Below are 18,862 nucleotides of genomic sequence, written 5' to 3' on the forward strand. Positions count from 1 at the left end.
GTGCGGCTATCGTTCCGACTGTGGCAGGGGAGACGCACATGATGTTCGCCAACGGGTTGATGACGGGCCAGAAAATCCTGGTCACGGGCGGTGGCACGGGGCTCGGCCGGTCGATGGCGGAGGCCTTCATGGCCCTCGGCGCGCATGTCGTGATCTGGGGCCGGCGCGGCGCGGTGCTCGACGAGGCGGCGGCCGAGATGCGCGCCGCGACGGGCGGCAGCTGTGACGCGATGGCGGTCGATATCCGCAACGGCGGCGCGATCGACGAGGCGATGCAGGCGGTGTTCGATGCCGCCCCGCTGACCGGCCTGGTCAACAATGCCGCAGGCAACTTCATCTCGCCGACCGAGGATCTGTCGCCCAACGCCTTCAATGCCATCGCCGGCATCGTCGCGGCGGGCACGTTCAACACCACGGTGGCGGCGGGCAAGCGCTGGATCGAGGGCGGGCACAAGGGCTCGATCCTGTCGATCGTCACCACCTGGGTATGGGCGGGCGGGCCGTTTACCGTGCCGAGCGCGATGTCGAAGGCCGGCGTCGCGGCGATGACGACCAGCCTGGCGCAGGAGTGGGGCCCCAAGGGCATCCGCGCCAACGCCATTGCGCCCGGCCCCTTCCCGACCAAGGGCGCGTGGGAACGGCTGATGCCCGCCCCCCTCGCGGCCAAGACAGGGTCGGTAGGCGGCTCGGACGACATCCCGCTGCGCCGCGTCGGCGAGCACAGCGAACTCGCCAACCTCGCGGTCTTCCTGATGGCGCCGGGGTGCGAGTATCTGACCGGCGCGGTGATCCCGATCGACGGCGGTCAGTGGCTCGCAAACGGCGGCAATTTCCACGCGCTGAGCGCGCTCGACCGCGACGATTGGGGGATGATCAAGGGTGCGATCCAGGCCACCAACGCCAAAGACCGCGAGGGGCGAACGGCCTGAGAGCATCCCAGTTAGATGAACAGCTGCCGCGTCAGAGGCTAAGATTTTTTCCTTGCTAAGCTTTATGAATATTCATGTTGCAGTGCACTCGCCAGGTCTTACGATAGTCTTGCCGGGCGAGGGCTGACACTCGCCTCCGGCTGCGGTCGCAGGGGTGGCCGTAGGGAAGATGAGGGGAAATCAGGGCATGACCGGCTATCGGAAACTTGCGCGTCTGGCAGTGCTGGGCTGCATCGGTATCGCGACCAACGCATCGGCAATCACCATCAATCTGATCAATACCGGCGGCGTCGAGGAGGGCACGGCGGCTTTCGTCGGCTTTCGTGCGGCCGCCGATTACTGGGAGACGATGCTCACCGATAATGTCACGCTGACGTTCAACGTCGGCTTCACCACGCAGGGCTTCGCGCCGTCGACCCTCGGATCGACGTCGAGCGCGTCGGGCAACAAGGCGCAAGGCGTGTGGCGCAGCGCGTTGATCGCCGATGCCACGACGGCGCTCGATGCCAGCGTCGTCGCGAACCTGCCGACCTTCAGCAACGCGAACGTCAACCTCAACAACACCGTGCAGAAGGCGATCGGCATCTACACCGGCAACGCCAACACCGTCGACGCGACGATCCGCTTCAACAGCGCGCGCGCGTTCGACTTCGACACCCGCGACGGCTTTGCCACCGTGGCGTCGGACTTCATCAGTGTCGCGGTGCACGAGATGGGTCATGCGCTGGGCTTCACCAGCGCGGTCGGCCAGAACACGACGCTCAACTCGCGGCCCTCGAACACCGACCTGTTCCGCTACAAGAACGGCGCGTGGGACATCACCTACGGCGGCGACCCCTATTTCTCGATCGACGGCGGTGCGACCCAGTTCCTGCGTGCCGATTTCTCGGCGGGTCCCGACGGCTTCCAGACGTCGCACTGGGAGGAAGGCGCGCGCATCCATGACGGCGTGTCGTGCACCGTTCTTCTCGAAGCCCAGATCGGCATCCTCGATCCGACTGGCGGACTGTGTCAGGAAGGCATCGTCACCGCGTCGGATCTCGCCATGTTCGACGCGCTGGGCTGGAACCTGCGGACCGACATCCTGGCGAAGCCGGGCTACCAGATCCGCACGTCGCAGATCCTGTACAATTATCTGAATAGCGTCCCCGAGCCGGGCACCTGGGCGATGATGATCGGCGGCTTCGGCATGGTGGGCGGCGCGATGCGCCGTCGCGCCACGACCGCGACTGCCTGAACCCGCACGCCGCCGGTCCCTCGGGGCCGGCGGCAACGCCTTGCCGAGGACCGTGATCTGTTCGCCGCGCTGCTGATGCTCGCCGCCGCCGCGCCGCTGACCGTGCCGCAGCGCCAGTCGCTCGAACGCGGCTTCATCTGTCCCGAGCGCCTGCCCGACGACGGCGCGCGCCTGTCCGCGATCACGCGCTTCATGGACGAGTACGCGCGGCTCCGCCCGGCCGCGACCGTCAACGACCGCCTCGCGCAGTACGACGAACTGCTCGCCCGCCGCCGCTGCGCACCGCGCGGCGACACCGCGCACTATAGCTTCCCGCAAAGTTGAACCTAGGGCCCGAGCCGCCCGAGGGGTCAGTCCCCCTTTACCGGCGTCGAACTCACCGCCGCCGCCATCTCGAGCATCCGGTCGAGCGGCAGCTTGGCACGCAGGCGAATTTCCTCGGGCACCGTGATCACCGGCTGAAGGTCGCGCAGGCAGAGGTACAGCTTCTCCAGCGTGTTGAGCGCCATGTACGGGCACATGTTGCAGTTGCAGTTGCCGTCCGCCCCGGGTGCGCCGATGAAATTCTTGTGCGGCGCCTTCAGCTGCATCTGGTGGATGATGTTGGGCTCGGTCGCGACGATGATCGTCTGGGCGGGCGACGCGATCGACCATTCGAGGATCGCGGTCGTCGACCCGACGAACTGCGCGTGGTCGAGGATATAGCCCGGGCACTCGGGGTGTGCAGCGACCGGCGCGCCGGGGTGGAGCGCGATCAGCTTGAGCAGCTCGGTCTCCGAGAATGCTTCGTGGACGATGCAGCTGCCGTCCCACAGCAGCATGTCGCGCCCGGTCTTGCGGTTGAGATAGGCGCCGAGATGCTTGTCGGGAGCGAAGATGATCTTCTGATCCATCGGCAGCTGCGCGATGATCTTCTCGGCGCTCGACGAGGTGACGATAATGTCGCTGTGCGCCTTCACCGCCGCCGAGCAGTTGATGTAGGTCAGGCTGATATGGTCGGGATGCGCGTTGCGGAACGCTCCGAAGGCATCGGGCGGGCACGAATCCTCGAGGCTGCACCCCGCCGCCATGTCGGGCAGGACGACGGTCTTCTCGGGCGACAGGATCTTCGCGACCTCCGCCATGAAGCGCACGCCGCAAAAGGCGATGACGTCGGCCGTCGTCGCCGCCGCCTTGCGGCTGAGGTCGAGGCTGTCACCGACGAAATCGGCCAGGTCCTGCAGGACCGGGTCCTGGTAATAATGCGCGAGGATGACGGCGTTCTTCTCCTTGCGCAGCCGGTCGATCTCGGCGCGCAGGTCGACGCCGGTCGGGTTGCGGCCGAAGGGGGTGATGGGGGCGTTCATGCGGCCAGTCTCCAGGTGTCGCCGGTGTCGGCGACCAGCCCGCGCGTGCGCAGGTCGATAAGGTGCGCCAGCACCGAGCGGCCGGCGGCGGGGTGGAGGCGCGGGTCGACGCCAGAGTACATCGACGCGACCATTGCCGGGATGACGTGCGTGCCCTCGCGCAGCAGCTTGAGGATCTGCGTCTCGCGCTGCTTGCGGTGCATGACCAGCCCCCGGACGAAGCGTTGCGGCTCGACCACCGGCGCACCGTGCGTCGGGTAATAGACGGCGTCGTCGCGCGGGATCAGCAGCGCGAGGCTCGCCATGTACGCCGCCATGTCCCCGTCGGGCGGCGCGACGACGGTCGTCGACCAGCCCATGACGTGATCGCCGCTGAACAGCGCGCGCTCCTCGGCGAGCGCGAAGCAGAGGTGGTTTGACGTATGCCCCGGCGTCGCCACCGCGGTCAGCGTCCAGCCGGGGCCGTTGACGCTCTCGCCGTCGGCCAGCACCCGGTCGGGCGCATAATTGGGATCGAAACCCGCATCGGCGCGCGGACCGTCGTCGCGCAGCACCAGCGGCGCGCAGCCCATGATCGCCGCACCGGTTACGGCCTTCAGCGCCGGCGCGGCGGGCGAATGGTCCATGTGGGTATGCGTGACGAGGATGTGGCTGACCGTCTCCCCCGCCACTGCTGCCTGCAGCGCCGCGAGATGCACGGGGTCGGCCGGGCCGGGGTCGATGACCGCGACGGTGCCGCGCCCGACGATGTAGGTCCCCGTGCCGGTATAGGTGAACGGGCTGGGATTGCGGGCCAGCACGCGGCGGACCAGCGGCGAGCAGGTTTCGGCCACCTCGTAGGGGGCGGCGTCGATCAGGGCCTGCGCGTCGCTCACGCCGACCATGTGGCAGCGCGCTCTCGATAAGTGAAGGCTTTCGCGTGCAACACGCCACGCTTACGCTGCCCGAATGATCTCGCGCCGCCTGCTGATCGCGTCGGGCGCCGCCCTGCCGCTGGCTGCGCATGGCGCGCCGCCGCCGGCCCGGCCACCGATCGTCAGTCGCATCGTCGTCGAGACGAACCGGATCTGGACGCCGGTGACGATCGGCGACAAGGGTCCCTTCGCCTTCATCCTCGACACCGGGGCATCGATGAGTGCGATCAACTCCGCCCTGGCCAGGCGCCTCAACCTCAGGCGCGTCGGCCGGCGGCAAGTCAGCGGCATCGGCGGATCGGTGACGCTCGATGTCTATGTCGCCGACACTGTCGTGCTGGGCAACGGGCTGCGCCAGTCGGACAGCGTGTTCGCCGGCATCGACGAACGCAGCAATGCGGGGCTGCTGACCGGCGCGCTGTTTACCAGCGGCGACAGCGACCTTGACTTCGTGACGGGCGAATGGCGGCTATGGCCGAGCGGACGGCCCGACTTCGCTGGCATGAGCGCGTTCGGCGTTATCGAGACGCGCGACGGCGCGCTTACCAACAAAATCCTCGTCGAAGCGACGCTCGATGGCCGCCGGCTGCGCCTGCTCGTCGACACCGGCGCGCCGGGCGAGGTCCTGCTGTTCCCGCACGTCGTCAGGCGTACCGGCCTGTGGTCGGACACCAGGCCGTTCGCGCCGCAGCGACTGCGCGGGATCGGCGGTGCGGCTGCCCGACTGGGACGCACGGTGCGCGCGACGCGGCTGAGCATCGCGGGATTCGACTTCGACCGGCCGCTGGCTGCCCTGCACGATCCTTCCGACACGCTGGATATCGACTACGACGGCCTGCTCGGCCTGTCGGTCATCGAGCGGCTCGACCTTTCGACCGAGGTGCGAAAGGCGCGGCTATGGGCCCGCGCCAACGGCCGCCCCAAGCCCGCCGAGGACTATGGCTATTCGGGGCTGTGGCTCGAACGCCTGCCCGATGCGAAAGCGCGCGTCGCGGTGGTCAGCCCCGGCGCGCCGGCGGCCGAGGCGGGGCTAAAGGTCGGCGACGTGCTGACCGGGGTCGACGACTGGCGCGCTTATCTGCGGCGCTTCGAGGGGGACCCCGGGTCGGTCGTCGAGGTGACCGTCGCAGGCGCCGTCGGCCCCGAGCCGCGACGCGTCATCTTGCGCGCATATCTTTGAACTGGCGCGCGGGTTAGCATCGCCGGCGACTCGGGGGCCGGACAATGACGTGCACGCAACTCATCTACGCCTCGCAGCCCTTCGGGTTCGACGATGCGATGCTCAGCGGCATCCTGCGTCAGGCGCGGCGCAACAACACGCGGGACGGCATCACTGGGGCGCTGATTGTCCGGGACGACCTGTATCTGCAGCTGCTCGAGGGTGAAGCCGAGCTCGTCGAGGCTGCTTACGCCCGCATTGTCCCCGACGACCGGCATTTGTCGCCGCACCTGATCTGGCGCGGCTCGGCGGACGAGCGGCTGTTCCCGGCCTGGGCGATGCGCGACGACCCGGCGCGCACCTGGATGTGGACCGCCGCCGAGGTTCGCGACGGCGCCGCACGCGACGCGACGCCCGACGAGGTCCGCGGCATCTTCGCGCGCATTGCAGCCGAGACGGAATAGGCGCGGGTCGAGCACTTTGCGCGCGGCGCGGCATCGGCATAGACTGGCGCCCAGCCTGGGGAGGCCGGTCAAATGAGCGAGACGTTCGACTTCATCGTCGTCGGAGGGGGCAGCGCGGGGTGCGTGCTGGCGAACCGCCTGTCGGCCGATCCGCGCCACCGCGTGCTGCTGCTGGAAGCCGGCGGCGATCACAACAAGGCGATGATCGACATGCCCGGCGGGCTGACTACGATCATCCCGCCGCAGGTCAGCTCGCCGCACGACTGGGGGTTCTGGACCGTGCCGCAGGCGGCGATGGGCGGGCGAGCGATGTACTGGCCGCGCGGCCGGGTGCTGGGCGGCAGCTCGTCGATCAACGGCATGGTCTATATCCGTGGCCATTCGAGCGATTACGACCGCTGGGCGCAACTCGGCCTGACCGGCTGGGGGTGGGCCGACGTGCTGCCCTATTTCAAGCGCGCCGAGAACAGCGAGCGCGGCGGCGACGAATTTCATGGGCAGGGCGGCCCGCTCCACACCTCGAACCGCTGCCTGCCGCACGTCCTCAATTCGGTGTTCATCGAGGCCGCGGTGCAGGCGGGTTTCGGCCGCACCGACGACTTCAACGGGCCGCGCCTCGAAGGTGCCGGCATGTACGATTCGACGATCAAGGCGGGCAGCCGCTGGTCGGCGGCGCGCGCCTATCTCGACCCCGCCAAGGGCCGCCCGAACCTGACGATCCGCACGAGCGTGCAGGTCGACCGCGTCACCTTCGAAGGCAGCCGCGCCACCGGCGTCGCCTATACCGCGCGCGGCCGCGCCGAAACGGTGCGCGCGCACGAGGTCATGCTGTGCGGCGGCGCGATCGCCTCGCCGCAGCTGATGATGCTGTCGGGCATCGGTCCCGCCGCGCACCTGCGCGAGCACGGCATCGCGGTGGTCCACGACGCCGCCGACGTGGGGGGCAATCTGCAGGACCACCTCGACATGATCGTGCAGTGGAAGTGCACGCAGCCGGTGACGCTCAACGGCAGTGCGCGCTTCGACCGCAAGCTGCGTGCGCTGCTCGAGTGGCGCTTCCGCAAGTCGGGCAACGCGAGCTACATCCCGACGCCCGCGGGCGCCTTTCTGTCGACGCGCGAGGGGCTGGCGGCGCCCGATGTCCAGCTGCACTTCATGCCGGTGCGCGGCAATGCGCACGGCGCGGGGACCTTCACCGCCGAGCATGGCTATCAGATGCACGTCTGCCAGCTGCGCCCCGAGAGCCGGGGGACGATCCGGCTGGGCGGGCCCAATGCCGCGACGGCACCGCTGATCGACCCGCAGTACCTGACCGCGCGCGAGGACGTCGAAACGCTGAGCGCCGGGGTGCGGATCGCCCGCGCCATCGGCAATGCCGCGGCGTTCGACGACTATCGCGGGCAGGAGCTGTGGCCGACCGCCGAGGTCGCCGCCGACCAGGACGCGCTTGTCGCGGCGATGCGGCAATGGGGGGAGACGATCTACCACCCCGTCGGCACCTGCCGCATGGGGGTCGACGAAAAGGCGGTGGTCGACGGCGCGTGCCGGGTCAACGGGGTCCACGGCCTGCGCGTCGTCGACGCCAGCGTGATGCCGTTCCTGGTCAGCGGCAACACCAACGCCCCGACGATCATGGTCGCGGAGAAAGTCAGCGACATGATCCTCGCGGATGCGAAGCAGGCGCTCGCGGCGTGACCGCCGAGCCGTTCAAGGTCCCCGTCAACGAGGCCGAGGCGGCGTGGGTGCGCGAGCGCGTCGCGTCGTACCGCTTCTTCGAGGAACCCGCCGAGTCCGGCTGGAGCCACGGCGCCAACCGCGACTATATGGAGCGGCTACGCACCTACTGGCTCGACAGCTACGACTGGCCCGCCGCGGTTGCCAATCTGAACCGCCTCCCGCATGTCCGGGTCGAGGTCGAGCCGGGCTTTTGCCTGCACGCCGTGCACCGCCGCTCGTCGCGCGCCGATGCGCGGCCGCTGCTGATCGCGCACGGCTGGCCGGGGTCGGTGCTCGAGTTCGATGCCATCGTCGAGCGGCTTGCCGAACCGGAGTCGAAGGATTTGCCGGCCTTCCATGTCGTTGCTCCGTCGCTGCCCGGCTATGCCTGGTCGGACCGGCCGTCGGGGATGTGGGGGCCGCGGCGGGTCGCCGGGCTGTACGATGCGCTGATGCCGGCGCTCGGCTATGACCGGTACGTCTACCAGGGCGGCGACTGGGGCTGCGTCATCGGCGGCTGGCTGGGCCTCGACAGCACGCGGCTCGACGGGCTGCACCTCTCGGGCTTTGGCCTGCGCCCGGCGAATATGTCGCCCGAGACTCCCGAGGACGTGAAGTGGCTGCAGAAGGCCGTGGCGGTGCGCGACCGCGAGACCGGCTACCTCCAGCTGCAGGGCACCAAGCCGCAGAGCCTGGGCTTCGCGATGATGGATTCGCCGATGGGCGTCGCGGCGTGGTTCTGCGAGAAGTTCGTCGGCTGGTCGGACACCGAGGGCAAGGTCACCGACCCGCCCTATGCGATGGACTGGCTGCTCACCAACATCATGATCTACCTGACGACGCGCAGCTTCGCGACCGCGACCTGGATCTATCGCGGCATGTTCATCGAAGGCGGGTTCGCGATCCCCGAAGGGCGGCGGGTCGAGGTCCCCACGGGCGTCGCTGCCTTCCCGTTCGACCTGCTCGCCTTCCCGGCGCGGCGCATCGTCGAGCGCGGCTATAACGTCGTGCACTGGACCGACATGCCGCGCGGCGGCCATTTCGCCAGCCTGGAGGAGCCCGAGCTGTTCCTCGCCGACGTGCGGAAGTTCGCGGGCGCGCTTTAGTGGAGTGGCGCGTCGAGCCGGGGCTGGTCGATTACCGCCACGCGCTCGCCGTCATGGACGCGCGCGTCGAGGCGATCCGCGCCGGCACCGCGGACGAGCTGATCTGGCTGGTCGAGCATCCACCGCTCTACACCGCAGGCACCAGCGCCGCGCCCGCCGAACTGCTCGACGCGCGCTTTCCCGTGTTCGCGAGCGGGCGCGGCGGGCGGTACACCTATCACGGGCCGGGCCAGCGCGTGGTCTATGTGATGATCGATCTCGATCGGCGCGGGCGCGACCTGCGCGCCTATGTGGCCGCGCTCGAGGCGTGGGTGATCGCGGCACTCGCGCGACTGGGCGTGACCGCCCTCACGGCGCCGGGGCGGATCGGGGTGTGGGTCCCGACGTCCGTCGGGGAGGCGAAGATCGCGGCGCTCGGCGTACGCGTGCGGCGCTGGGTGACCTCGCACGGCGTCGCCATCAACGTCGCGCCCGACCTCGCGCACTTCGGCGGCATCGTGCCCTGCGGCCTCGAGGGATTTGCGGTGACCAGCCTGGCGGCGCTCGGTGGCAAAGCCGACATGCCGGCGGTCGATGACGCGCTGCGCGCGTCCGTTCCGTCGCTGATCGATCTTGCTCGCACCGCTGCGCCACTGTAAATTATGCCTGCTAGCTCCAGAGCGTGCGATGGAGATCGGCCTGCGGCGGCGGCGACACACCTTCACGGGCGTTGCGGCGGCGTTGTAATCGCGCTTGAGGGGCGCGCGATTTGTGCTAATGTCCACTCCGGTTAGGGGATAAGGGCTGAACCGAAACCGACGATATCACGCTCGATTCAGAAACTTAGGAGACGAAAATGGGTGACATTCTTTCGAAGCTGAAGACGGTTTCGCTGATCGCCGGTGTTGGCCTGCTCGTCGTCGCTTGCGGCGAGAAGAAGGCCGAGACGACGACGACCGACACCACCACCACCACGACCGAAGCCGCGCCGCCGGCCACCGACGCGATGGCTGCTCCGGCTGCCGACGCGACGACGACCGATGCCATGGCCGCTCCGGCCGCCGGCACGACCGACGCCGCTGCTGCTCCGGCTGCCGATGCGATGGCTCCGGCCACCACGGACGCCGCCACGACCACGACGACGACCGAAGAGACCAAGTAAGCTTCGGACGTTCGAACGTTATGGGGAAGGGCCGCCGCACTGGCGGCCCTTCTTTTTTGTGCGCTATAGCAAGTCGCGTCGCCACGCCGGCGCGCCTTTGGGGAGTATGACGATGAGCCTCGAGCAGATCACCGAACAGATGCGCAGCCGTGTCGGCACCAGCGCCAACCTCCGCAAGTCGGTCAAGTTCGACTTCGGCGATGACGGCGCCGTCCGCATCGACGACACCGTGTCGCCCGCCGTCGTCGACAACCAGAACGTCCCCACCGATTGCACCGTCAAGGTCAGCATGGCGGACTTCACCGACATGGCGACCGGCAAGCAGAACCCGCAGATGGCGTTCATGATGGGCAAGCTGAAGGTCGAGGGCGACATGTCGGTCGCGATGCAGCTGGGCAGCATCCTCGGCTGACTCTGGCGGCGCACGCCGCACCCGGTTATGCGTAGACCGAGCCCGCGTTTCGCGGGCCGGTCCCGGGGAGTAAAATGTGCGTCGATCGACTTATTTCAACAACTTGGCGGTCGTTCTGATCGCCGTGCCGGTGACGGCGGTGGCACAGGCCCCGGCCGCGGCACCCGCCGCGGTCTCCGCCGCACCGCCCGTCGCCGGCACCCTGGCACCCCGCGGCGGCGTGATGACCCCGCAAACCATCCAGCTCCGCCCGATGACCCCGCTCGAGACGGAGGCCAATGCGGTATGGAGCCTTCGCGCCGGCCTGAACGTCGCTGCGCTGCAGTGCCAGTTCTCGCCCTATCTCGCGACGGTGAAGACCTACAACGACCTGCTCAAGCACCATTCAGCCGAGCTCGCGGCGGCGCAGGCGACGATGGTCGCGCACTTTAAGCGCTACGACAAGGCGCGCGCGCTCAACAGCTTCGATCAATATTCGACGAAGATCTACAACAGCTATTCGACCCTCGATGCGCAATACGCCTTTTGCAACGCGGCGTCGGCGGCGGGGCGCGGGACGTTGCTGCTCAGCAAGGGTGGCCTCGGCAAATATGCGATCGCGCAGACGCCGGTGCTACGGACTGCGCTGACGCCCGGCGTCGCGCCTGGCGTGACGATGCTCGAACCGATGCCGATCTTTCCGGTGCCCGAGAAGCCGTAACTTTCGTCGTCGCACTCTGACATGAAAAGGGCCGCCCCGAGGGGCGGCCCTTCGCATTTTGGGCCTGGGCCCCGCTTTTTACTGCGGGGTGCAGGGATAGGCGGCCGGAGCGGGAGCACCACCGAAGGTGATCTCGACGCGGCGGTTCTGCGGCTCACGGACACCGTCGGCAGTGTCGACGAGCGGACGGCTCTCACCGAACGCCTCGGTCGTGATGACGCCATCGGGCACGCCCTTGGTCGCCATGTACGCCTTGACGGCATCCGAACGGCGCTGCGAGAGGCCGACGTTGTACGCATCGGTACCCGACTTGTCGGCGTGACCGGCGAGCATGACGCTGGTCTGGCCCGTCGCGGCGTACTGCTCAGCGGCACGGTCGAGAACCGCGGCGGCCTCGGCAGTGATCACCGACTTGTCCCAATCGAAGAACACCAGGAACGGTCCGGGCGTCACAGCGGCGGGCGGGCAAGGCGGCAGCGGCGGCGGCGGGGGCGGCGGCGGCGGGGGCGGCGGGGGCGGCGGCGGTGCGGCGTCCTCACCGAAGTTGTACGTCAGGCCGACGAGCAGCGAGTGGCTGCGGAAACGCGATTCCGTCTCCAGGCCGTTAAGCTCGAAGGTCTTGACGTTGTCCGCCGTGAAGAAGCGATACTTCAGCGACAGGTCGACACGCTCGGTGATCGGCTTGCGAATGCCGGCGATCGCCTGGTAGGCGAAGCCCGTGTCGCTGTCGTCGAGGAACGCGCTGCCGAACTTGACCAGCTGCAGGTCCGAATACTTCACACGCGCAACGCCGACGCCGCCGCCGACGAAGCCGCTGATGCCGCCATCCTGGCCGCCGAAGTCGAACATGCCGTTGAGCATGAACGACAGCACGCGCGAGTTGCCGTCAGCAGCGTTGAAGGTGCCCGGATTGACGAGCTGCGAGCGGCCGTTGAAGCCGATGATCGGCGAGCCCGACTGGAGGATCTGGACCGAGTCCAGATTAGCGTCCTTGTAGGCGACTTCGAATTCCGTGCGGAAACCGCCGAAATCGTAACCGATCTGACCACCGACATCGAAACCATATTCATGGTTGAGCTGGAGGGCATTGTTGGTGGTCGCGGTGTTCGCCGCGTTACGAACGTCGAACTGAACGTCCTCGACGATCATCCCGCCGGCATCGACACCGATGTACCAGGCTCCGTCCTTGGCCAAAGCCGGTCCGGCGAGTGCGGTGGTGGCTAGCGCCAACGCCACGGCAAATTTCCGCATGTGGTTCCCCTTTCAAAAGGTCGTGCTTCTGTCGAAGCGCACCTAACGCTCTAACTCACGGAATATCCCCCTGCAAGCCGTGAATAAGCCGTCGTGTTGCCAAGAAACAACAGTGCAAAGCGAAGTACAACGCGGGGAGGTCGATCATCCCGCAACAAGCCCCTGAAATCGCAGATCCGCGACCAAGGCGGCAATCGCCGCGCGCGCCTCGGCGTCGACAACGGCGCCACCCTCGACCGGTGGAACCGTACTCATTCCGCCGCCAAGCACGGTCCGGGTGCCGACCCTGAGCGCCGCGACCGGCCAGCCGTCGTCCCGCCAGCCGTCGGCCGTGAAAACCGCAAAGCGCTGGACGTCGCGCAGCCAGGCGACGCATCCCTGCTGCGGCACGGCATAGCGCCAGCCGCCGGTGCCGAAGCTGGCGATCTCTGCCGAGCGCCCCGCCCAGTCGCCGGTCGCACCCGCCGCGACGATCCACGCCTGCCCGGGCACCGGCGCGGCAGGCGGCGCGGCGAGTGTCAGCGTCTCGACCGCGAGGTGGAGCAGCGTGTCGATGCCTGCCACCGCTTCATTGTGGGTGACCTCCTTCTGCGCCTGCCCGACCTGCAGCAGGGGCAGCGCATAGCGGTCCGAAACTTCAGCCATCTCAGTCTCCTCAAGCCAGAATGAAGGTCGCCGACGCAGGCGCGCCCGGCCCGGTCAGCTCGCCGATCTGCGCGACGGTCAGCGTCACGGCGGCGCCGTCCGCGAGGCCGTCGGCAGCGCGGGCAGCGGCGGGATAGCGCCATTCGGGCGCGTCGGTGTCGGCGGTGCGCCGAACGATGCCGCCGCTCGCCAATGTGACGCGATACGCCTCGCGCGCTTCGCCGAGCGACGCGTCGTTGCCGTCGAGCCAGGCGAAACCCGCGCGGCTGCGACGCCGCCAGGTGAAGACGATGTCCTCGCCCTCGGTCCGCCCCGCCAAGAAGACGGGCGCCAGCGGCCGCAGCGCTGCGCCACCCAGCGTCAGCACGACGGGCGGTGTCGCGGCGTCACCCGCCCCCGTCGCGCGCACCCTTATCGTGCGGCCCAACAGCTCGGCAGGCGGATCGACCGCAAGCAGCCGCGTCGCGTCGAGCAGCACGAAGCACGTGCCCGCAGCATGCGCTGCGACCATGGTTCCGCGCCGTGCCCGCAGCAGGTTCGAAAGCCGGAACCGCCCGCCACCGAGCGCCATGGCATCGCCGAACTGGACGATCTCGTCGCCAATCACGGCGAGGTTGGCGCCCGCCAGCACCGCCGCCTCACTGCGGCTTTCGAGCCACATGTCGCCGAGCTGCACGACCACCGCGCTGGCGCGGTCCCAGCGGTCGTCGCAGCCGGTCGGAAGCGGTTCCGCGAGAACGCCGATCGCACTCGCCGCGCCGACCTCGCCGGCCATCGCATAGCTGTCACCGTCGTCGGCGCTGAAGGCGATCCCCGTGCGCCGCCAGCCGGGAGATGCCCCGGCAGCCGCGATCCACAGGCGCGGCGTCGTGCCCCCGCCGTCGAACAGCGGCGGCAGGTCGAGCACCGCCAGCGTCGTCGGTCCCGGCGCGGCGTCACCCGCGTCATGGCTGCGGCCCGGGTCGGCAACCCCGCTGCCCGCGGCGCGCAGCGGCAGGCGCTCGGCATCGAGCGTCACGACGAAGTCGCCGAAGCTCCACCGCCGCACCGCCCAACCCGACATCACCCGGTCGCCCGCGCGTACCCCCAGAGCGCGCCACGGCAGGCGCAACGCAGCTGTCGTCCGCGCTGCCAGCCCGCGCGCCAGCACGTCCGCCGCCAGCCGCTTGGCGTCGTCCGCGGCGAGCACGACCGGCGCGTCGATCTGCCCGGTGCGCCCCCCGCCGCCGCGCCGCGACGCGCGCTGCAACCCCGCCTGATAGTCGCGCGCCGGGTCGAGGAAGCCGATCGCGACCGCATCGTCGAGTGCTGCGGCGGCAGCGCGCGTCTCGCTGCGCGCGGTTTTGGTGTCGCTGCCCGCGGCGACGCTGCCCAGGTCGGCATCGGCGATAGTCGCCGCCGCCCCCGCGCCCGCGCGCATTACCAGCCGCGCGCCGTCGTCGGTGAAGCGCAGGTCGAACAGCCGCGCCAGCTGCGCGAGCGGCTCGCGCGCTGCCCCGCCGCGCGCCGCGACAAAGCCCTCGAACGCCGGGAACACCCCCGCCGCCTGCAGCACGCCGTCGCCAAGATCGACCGCGACCCCGCCCGCATCGACCGCGCCCTCGTCGGCGACAACCTCGAAAGTCAGGTTGGGAATGCGGTTGCCATAGTCGGCGAGCGGCAGGTCCTCGAACACCGCGTACGCCAGCCCGCGATACGCCGGGCAGCCGCCGCCCTCGGCCGCGGCGATCAGCGGATCGGCGCCCTGCCCTTCGCCGCCGGAATGCAGGCGCATCGTTACCGGCGTCAACCAGGCCCCGCCGGCATCGCGGAGCAGCTTGCCGTCCGCCCACACCCGCGCGACGCGCACCACCGCCCGCGCCGACAGGGCGACGGCGAAGGACGCGCTATAGCTGTAACTCGTCGTGCGCGCGCCGCCGCGCTTTCCGCCGCCGCTCGTCGTCGCGGTTTCGGCGATCCCTGCCGTCCAGATCAGATTCCCCGCGACGCGGACGCAGCCATAGACGCGCGGCAGCGGCTCGCCATAGGCCGAGCTCTGCACCGCGAGGTTGCCCAGCCGCGCACCCTCGCGCGCCTTGCCCGACCCCAGGATCGCGCGGTCGAGCGACCCGCCGAGGAACGTCCCCATCAGCCCGCCGATCGGCCCGCCGAGCGCGCGCCCGACGGTGCCCAGCACCAATGTCGCCATGGCCTACTCCTGTGATTGTGCGGGCAGCTGCCAAGCCCCGACGACCGCCCAGTCCGGATCAAGCGGCCCCTCGACGACGCGGCCCAGCCCGGCGTGCGCGTGGACGACGCCGCGCTCGGTCACGACGCCGAGGTGACGGCGCCCCGGGGCGGGTGCGATGACCAGAATGTCGCCCGGCGCAGCGCGCTCGATCGCCACGCACCCCTGCGTGGCGAGCCCCGCGTCGAGCGCCGCCTCGCCGTCGCCACCCAGCCGATAGGGCGGCACGACGAACGAGACCCCGCCCCCGCGCGCCGCAATCAGCACCACCCCGATGCAGTCGAGCGCCACCCCGGGCGTCCGCCCCTGCGGCCGGAAACGTGTGCCGACGCACCCCCGCGCCGCCGCGACGATGGCCAAGGCGCTGGCGTGCATGGCATAGCTCTCCTGCAGACGAGACTGGGGAGTCGAACGATGCGCGTCATGGTGCTGGTCACGGCGACCGAAGACAGCGAGCGCGGCTTCGAGCCGACCGACGAGACGCTGGCGATGATGGCCGCGATGGGCCGCTACAACGACGAACTCGCCGCTGCCGGCATCCTGGTCATGGGCGACGGCCTGCGGCCGAGCTTGGACGGCCGCCGCGTCGCCTTCGACGGCGACACGCGAACGGTCAGCGAAGGCCCCTTCGCCAACCCGCGCGATCTCGTTGCGGGTTTCTGGCTGTGGACCGTCAAGGACCTCGACGAAGCGGTCGCCTGGGTGAAGCGCTGCCCGAACCCGATGCCCGGCCCCAGCGAAATTGAAATCCGCCCGCTGTACGAAGCCGACGACCTCGCCTGATCACGGAGACCGACATGGACGACCTTTTCCTGATGGCGCTGCAGCCCGCGACGCACGATCTCGGCGGCTTCAAGGTGCACCGCACCCTGCCCAACCGCGAGCGCACCACCGTCGGGCCGTTCATCTTCTTCGATCAGATGGGTCCGGCCCATCTGCCGCCGGGCGGCGGGATCGACGTGCGCCCGCACCCCCACATCAATCTGGCGACGGTCACCTACCTCTTCGCCGGCGCGATCGACCACCGCGATTCGCTCGGCACGGTGCGGACGATCGAGCCCGGCGCGGTCAACCTGATGACCGCAGGCACCGGCATCGTCCACTCGGAGCGCTCCCCCGCCCCGCTGCGCGCCGCCGGCCCCGAACTCAACGGCATCCAGACCTGGCTCGCGCTGCCGCAGGCGAAGGAGGAGATAAACCCCGCCTTCGAACATGTCGCGCGCGCCGACCTGCCCGTCGTCGAGGGCACGAACGCGACCGCCCGCATTATCATGGGCAGCCTGTGGGGCGCCACCTCCCCCGTCACCTGCCACAGCCCGACGATCTATGCCGATATCGCGCTCCAGCCCGGCGGCAGCGTGCCGATCGACGCCGACGCCGACGAGCGCGCCGTGTATCTCGCCGCCGGCGAAGCTTCGCTCGACGGCCTGCCGGTGGTCGAGCACGTCCTCTATGTCTTGCGCCCTGGCATCGCCGCGACACTGCGCTCGGCGGCGGGCGGCCGGGTCATGCTGTGTGGCGGCGCTCCGATGGACGGCCCGCGCTACGTCTGGTGGAACTTCGTCTCTTCCAGCCGCGACCGCATCCGCCAGGCCCGCGAGGACTGGACGGCGCAGCGCTTTCCGCTCGTCCCCGGCGATGCCGAGGAGCGGATCGAGATCCCCGAGGTGCCGAAGACCGTCAGCTATCCCTGACCGCGGAGTCAGCGAATATAATACGCGATCAGATAGACATGCGGGCCGGGCCGCACCTCGGGTACCGCCATGGTCAGGAAAGCGCGGCTGTTTCCGTCGATCAGCAAGAGGCGGACGGGCGTGCTCCCGGCGATGCGGTAGTCGGCCATCCACAGCGAGCCGCCGCGGAACGCCTCGATACCGCCGACACTGCCCTTGGCTCGCAGAGCCTGCAGCACGTCCTCGCTGCCTGTCCCGGCGGGCAATTCCCACGCACCCGCGACCGTGGCCGGGTCGACGCGCGTCGCTCCCGGCCCCAGGACCGTTCCATAGCCCTTCGTGATTTTCGGCCCGAGCAGGGGCTCGGCGTATCCCAGCACCCCCGATCCGTCACGGATGGCTTCGTAGGCGATGTCGCGTGCGCCGGGAATGTCGAGGTCGACCTTCTTCGCAGGCGTACAGGCGGCCATTGCAAGCGTCATGATCGCGACGACCCCTTTACCTATACTCATGGGCATGCAGGACTTCGCTGACAGCTGAGTTGAAAGTGCTGCGAGCACCGCCCCCGATCGGCGGAAGGAAACCGTTCGCGTCTCGCGCCATACCCGCTTCACTGATAGCGGCGAAGAAGTCCCCACGATCCTTGCCCGCCCCCTCGAGCAGCGCCGCAACAACCGGCTGACCGACGGTCGAGCCTACGCCCACCGCAATCTGGCCCGCAACGGGCGCTGCTGCAGCGGCTGTGCTGATGCCGCCCGTCACCAAGGACATCGCAAGGGCCTGGCGCTTGCCCGCGTCGAGGTTGACGTTGATCGCTGCGGTCATGGCCGCTCCGGTGAACGCGCCGGAGACGGCGGCATTACGATAGTCGGAGGCGTTGGGATCACGGTCGAAGTCATAGTTGGCCCGGGCAAAATCGCTCTGATCAGTGCCAGGAATAGCCTCTCCGCGCCGCACCGTCATTCCCCACTGACCGATTTCCCGGAAATCGCCCTTGATGACCGCAACCTCGAGGAAATTGGTCAGATCCTGCATCCCGCTCCCGTTTCTCGACATGAGCTCGGTCATGCCCCGCGGATCGCTGGCGAACAGCGATCGCATCGCCGAATAGGGCGTATTCAATGCCGGGAAATCCTGGGAGGAGAAGGGCACCGAGCCCAGCCCGTCGCGGAACTCGGCATTGTGCCGCGCAATCGTCGTGAACGCCTCGGTCCGCTGGGTCAGCGTGCCGTACTGCGCGATCGCGCCGGTTACCTTGTTGAAGGCGGTCGCCTCGATGCCCTTGGGGGTCCACACCGTCTCGTTGAGCATCCGCGCCCGCTGGTCGCTGGTCAGCGCGCCCAGCGCCGTATTGAGCCGGGCTGAGGAATTCATTTCGCCGATCGCGTTCGCCGCAAGATTGGCGTTGTTATTCCACGCCGTCGCGGTGTCGCGGTCGGGGGTCGACAGGACGCTCGATGCAAAGGCACCGACCGTGCCCGCATCGCGGAACGTGCCGACGGCGGTCGCGAAGGCCTGCGCGTCGGTGCCGAAGCGGAACTGCTGTGACACGCGCGCCAGCTGATCCGGGGCGAGGTTCTGCGCAAGGAAGTTGAGCTGATCGCGCTTCTCGTCCGCACTGAGAGCACCCGACAGGCCGTTCATCTCGCCGTTCCACTGGCGCAGCGTGTCGTCCGACAGGCGACTGATGACTTGGTTGACCTGTGTCGGCGTCAAGCCGTTGAGCGCGCTGCGCGCGTCCATTAGGTCACCATGCGAGACATCCCAGTCGGTGATGCCTTCGCTCATCGCGTTGTTGATGCGATCGACCGCCGTCTGCACCGGATCGGCCGTCCGGGCCCGCGTCTGCTGCAGGTCGGGCTGCGACGTGGCGCTCGCCCGGCTGACATCGAAACTCATGGCACTTCGCCTCCGTACGCAACATCTGTCTGCCTTGAATAGA

At 69.0% G+C, this 18,862-nt stretch carries 20 protein-coding genes and 2 pseudogenes; 14 read left to right on the forward strand and 8 right to left on the reverse strand.

Annotated features, from left to right (window positions below):
- Window positions 1-38: 38 nt before the first annotated feature.
- The 4 genes and pseudogenes from FMM06_RS11530 to FMM06_RS11540 all read left to right on the forward strand — a co-directional run bounded on the left by FMM06_RS11530 (window position 39) and on the right by FMM06_RS11540 (window position 2,490).
- On the forward strand, window positions 39-929 hold the full coding sequence (locus FMM06_RS11530) for an SDR family oxidoreductase (protein ID WP_207790281.1): 891 nt from the start codon (window positions 39-41) through the stop codon (window positions 927-929).
- A gap of 187 nt (window positions 930-1,116) precedes the next feature.
- Window positions 1,117-1,986 (forward strand): annotated as a pseudogene (locus FMM06_RS11535) (NF038122 family metalloprotease); the annotation flags it as partial.
- 78 nt (window positions 1,987-2,064) lie between these two features.
- Window positions 2,065-2,166, forward strand: a pseudogene (locus FMM06_RS17420) (PEPxxWA-CTERM sorting domain-containing protein); the annotation flags it as partial.
- Between the two features lie 75 nt (window positions 2,167-2,241).
- A complete protein-coding gene (locus tag FMM06_RS11540) occupies window positions 2,242-2,490 on the forward strand; it encodes a hypothetical protein (protein WP_144237542.1) in 249 nt (82 codons plus the stop codon).
- 26 nt (window positions 2,491-2,516) lie between these two features.
- Here FMM06_RS11540 and nadA read toward each other — a convergent pair whose 3' ends face one another.
- Window positions 2,517-3,512 (reverse strand): quinolinate synthase NadA, encoded by a 996-nt coding sequence (gene nadA, locus FMM06_RS11545; RefSeq protein ID WP_144237543.1) that lies wholly within the window; start codon window positions 3,510-3,512, stop codon window positions 2,517-2,519.
- A complete protein-coding gene (locus FMM06_RS11550; RefSeq protein WP_144237544.1) occupies window positions 3,509-4,396 on the reverse strand; it encodes an MBL fold metallo-hydrolase in 888 nt (295 codons plus the stop codon). The genes nadA and FMM06_RS11550 overlap by 4 nt, the downstream gene beginning before the upstream one ends.
- 64 nt (window positions 4,397-4,460) lie before the next feature.
- On the opposite strand from FMM06_RS11550, the gene FMM06_RS11555 reads away from it, so the two are divergent.
- From FMM06_RS11555 to FMM06_RS11590, 8 genes are all read left to right on the forward strand, one after another.
- A complete protein-coding gene (locus tag FMM06_RS11555; protein WP_144237545.1) occupies window positions 4,461-5,606 on the forward strand; it encodes an aspartyl protease family protein in 1,146 nt (381 codons plus the stop codon).
- 44 nt (window positions 5,607-5,650) lie between these two features.
- Complete coding sequence (locus tag FMM06_RS11560; RefSeq protein WP_144237546.1) at window positions 5,651-6,049, forward strand: BLUF domain-containing protein; 399 nt, start codon at window positions 5,651-5,653, stop codon at window positions 6,047-6,049.
- Window positions 6,050-6,121: 72 nt separating this feature from the next.
- Window positions 6,122-7,744: a GMC family oxidoreductase gene (locus FMM06_RS11565; RefSeq protein ID WP_144237547.1), complete on the forward strand. Its 1,623-nt coding sequence runs from the start codon at window positions 6,122-6,124 to the stop codon at window positions 7,742-7,744.
- Window positions 7,741-8,871 (forward strand): epoxide hydrolase family protein, encoded by a 1,131-nt coding sequence (locus FMM06_RS11570; RefSeq protein ID WP_144237548.1) that lies wholly within the window; start codon window positions 7,741-7,743, stop codon window positions 8,869-8,871. Before FMM06_RS11565 ends, FMM06_RS11570 begins: the two co-directional genes overlap by 4 nt.
- Complete coding sequence (gene lipB, locus FMM06_RS11575; RefSeq protein WP_144237549.1) at window positions 8,871-9,509, forward strand: lipoyl(octanoyl) transferase LipB; 639 nt, start codon at window positions 8,871-8,873, stop codon at window positions 9,507-9,509. The genes FMM06_RS11570 and lipB overlap by 1 nt, the downstream gene beginning before the upstream one ends.
- 197 nt (window positions 9,510-9,706) lie before the next feature.
- Window positions 9,707-10,012: a hypothetical protein gene (locus FMM06_RS11580; RefSeq protein WP_144237550.1), complete on the forward strand. Its 306-nt coding sequence runs from the start codon at window positions 9,707-9,709 to the stop codon at window positions 10,010-10,012.
- A 112-nt stretch (window positions 10,013-10,124) separates the two neighbouring features.
- Complete coding sequence (locus tag FMM06_RS11585; protein WP_144237551.1) at window positions 10,125-10,424, forward strand: SCP2 sterol-binding domain-containing protein; 300 nt, start codon at window positions 10,125-10,127, stop codon at window positions 10,422-10,424.
- Between the two features lie 76 nt (window positions 10,425-10,500).
- The gene (locus FMM06_RS11590) at window positions 10,501-11,124 is read left to right on the forward strand and encodes a hypothetical protein (protein ID WP_144237552.1); all 624 of its coding nucleotides are present in this window, start codon (window positions 10,501-10,503) and stop codon (window positions 11,122-11,124) included.
- Window positions 11,125-11,202: 78 nt separating this feature from the next.
- Here the strand turns inward: FMM06_RS11590 and FMM06_RS11595 are convergent, their stop codons facing one another.
- The 4 genes from FMM06_RS11595 to FMM06_RS11610 form a co-directional block, all read right to left on the reverse strand.
- Entirely contained in the window at window positions 11,203-12,375 is a 1,173-nt protein-coding gene (locus tag FMM06_RS11595) for an OmpA family protein (protein WP_144237553.1), read from the reverse strand.
- Between the two features lie 144 nt (window positions 12,376-12,519).
- Complete coding sequence (locus tag FMM06_RS11600; protein ID WP_144237554.1) at window positions 12,520-13,020, reverse strand: DUF2793 domain-containing protein; 501 nt, start codon at window positions 13,018-13,020, stop codon at window positions 12,520-12,522.
- Between the two features lie 10 nt (window positions 13,021-13,030).
- Window positions 13,031-15,208 (reverse strand): GTA baseplate fiber-binding domain-containing protein, encoded by a 2,178-nt coding sequence (locus FMM06_RS11605; RefSeq protein ID WP_144237555.1) that lies wholly within the window; start codon window positions 15,206-15,208, stop codon window positions 13,031-13,033.
- 3 nt (window positions 15,209-15,211) lie between these two features.
- On the reverse strand, window positions 15,212-15,622 hold the full coding sequence (locus FMM06_RS11610) for a peptidoglycan endopeptidase (RefSeq protein WP_144237556.1): 411 nt from the start codon (window positions 15,620-15,622) through the stop codon (window positions 15,212-15,214).
- 39 nt (window positions 15,623-15,661) lie between these two features.
- Between FMM06_RS11610 and FMM06_RS11615 the strand changes: the two genes are divergently transcribed.
- Both FMM06_RS11615 and FMM06_RS11620 read left to right on the forward strand, forming a co-directional pair.
- Window positions 15,662-16,030, forward strand: coding sequence for a YciI family protein (locus FMM06_RS11615; protein WP_144237557.1), 369 nt, complete (start codon window positions 15,662-15,664; stop codon window positions 16,028-16,030).
- Between the two features lie 14 nt (window positions 16,031-16,044).
- Window positions 16,045-16,941 (forward strand): pirin family protein, encoded by an 897-nt coding sequence (locus FMM06_RS11620; protein WP_144237558.1) that lies wholly within the window; start codon window positions 16,045-16,047, stop codon window positions 16,939-16,941.
- Between the two features lie 8 nt (window positions 16,942-16,949).
- Here the strand turns inward: FMM06_RS11620 and FMM06_RS11625 are convergent, their stop codons facing one another.
- Complete coding sequence (locus FMM06_RS11625; protein ID WP_144237559.1) at window positions 16,950-17,432, reverse strand: hypothetical protein; 483 nt, start codon at window positions 17,430-17,432, stop codon at window positions 16,950-16,952.
- Complete coding sequence (locus tag FMM06_RS11630; RefSeq protein WP_144237560.1) at window positions 17,419-18,819, reverse strand: hypothetical protein; 1,401 nt, start codon at window positions 18,817-18,819, stop codon at window positions 17,419-17,421. The genes FMM06_RS11625 and FMM06_RS11630 overlap by 14 nt, the downstream gene beginning before the upstream one ends.
- Window positions 18,820-18,862: the final 43 nt, after the last annotated feature.

This window comes from Glacieibacterium frigidum, from assembly GCF_007097155.1.
GTDB classification, from domain to species: Bacteria; Pseudomonadota; Alphaproteobacteria; order Sphingomonadales; family Sphingomonadaceae; genus Glacieibacterium; species Glacieibacterium frigidum.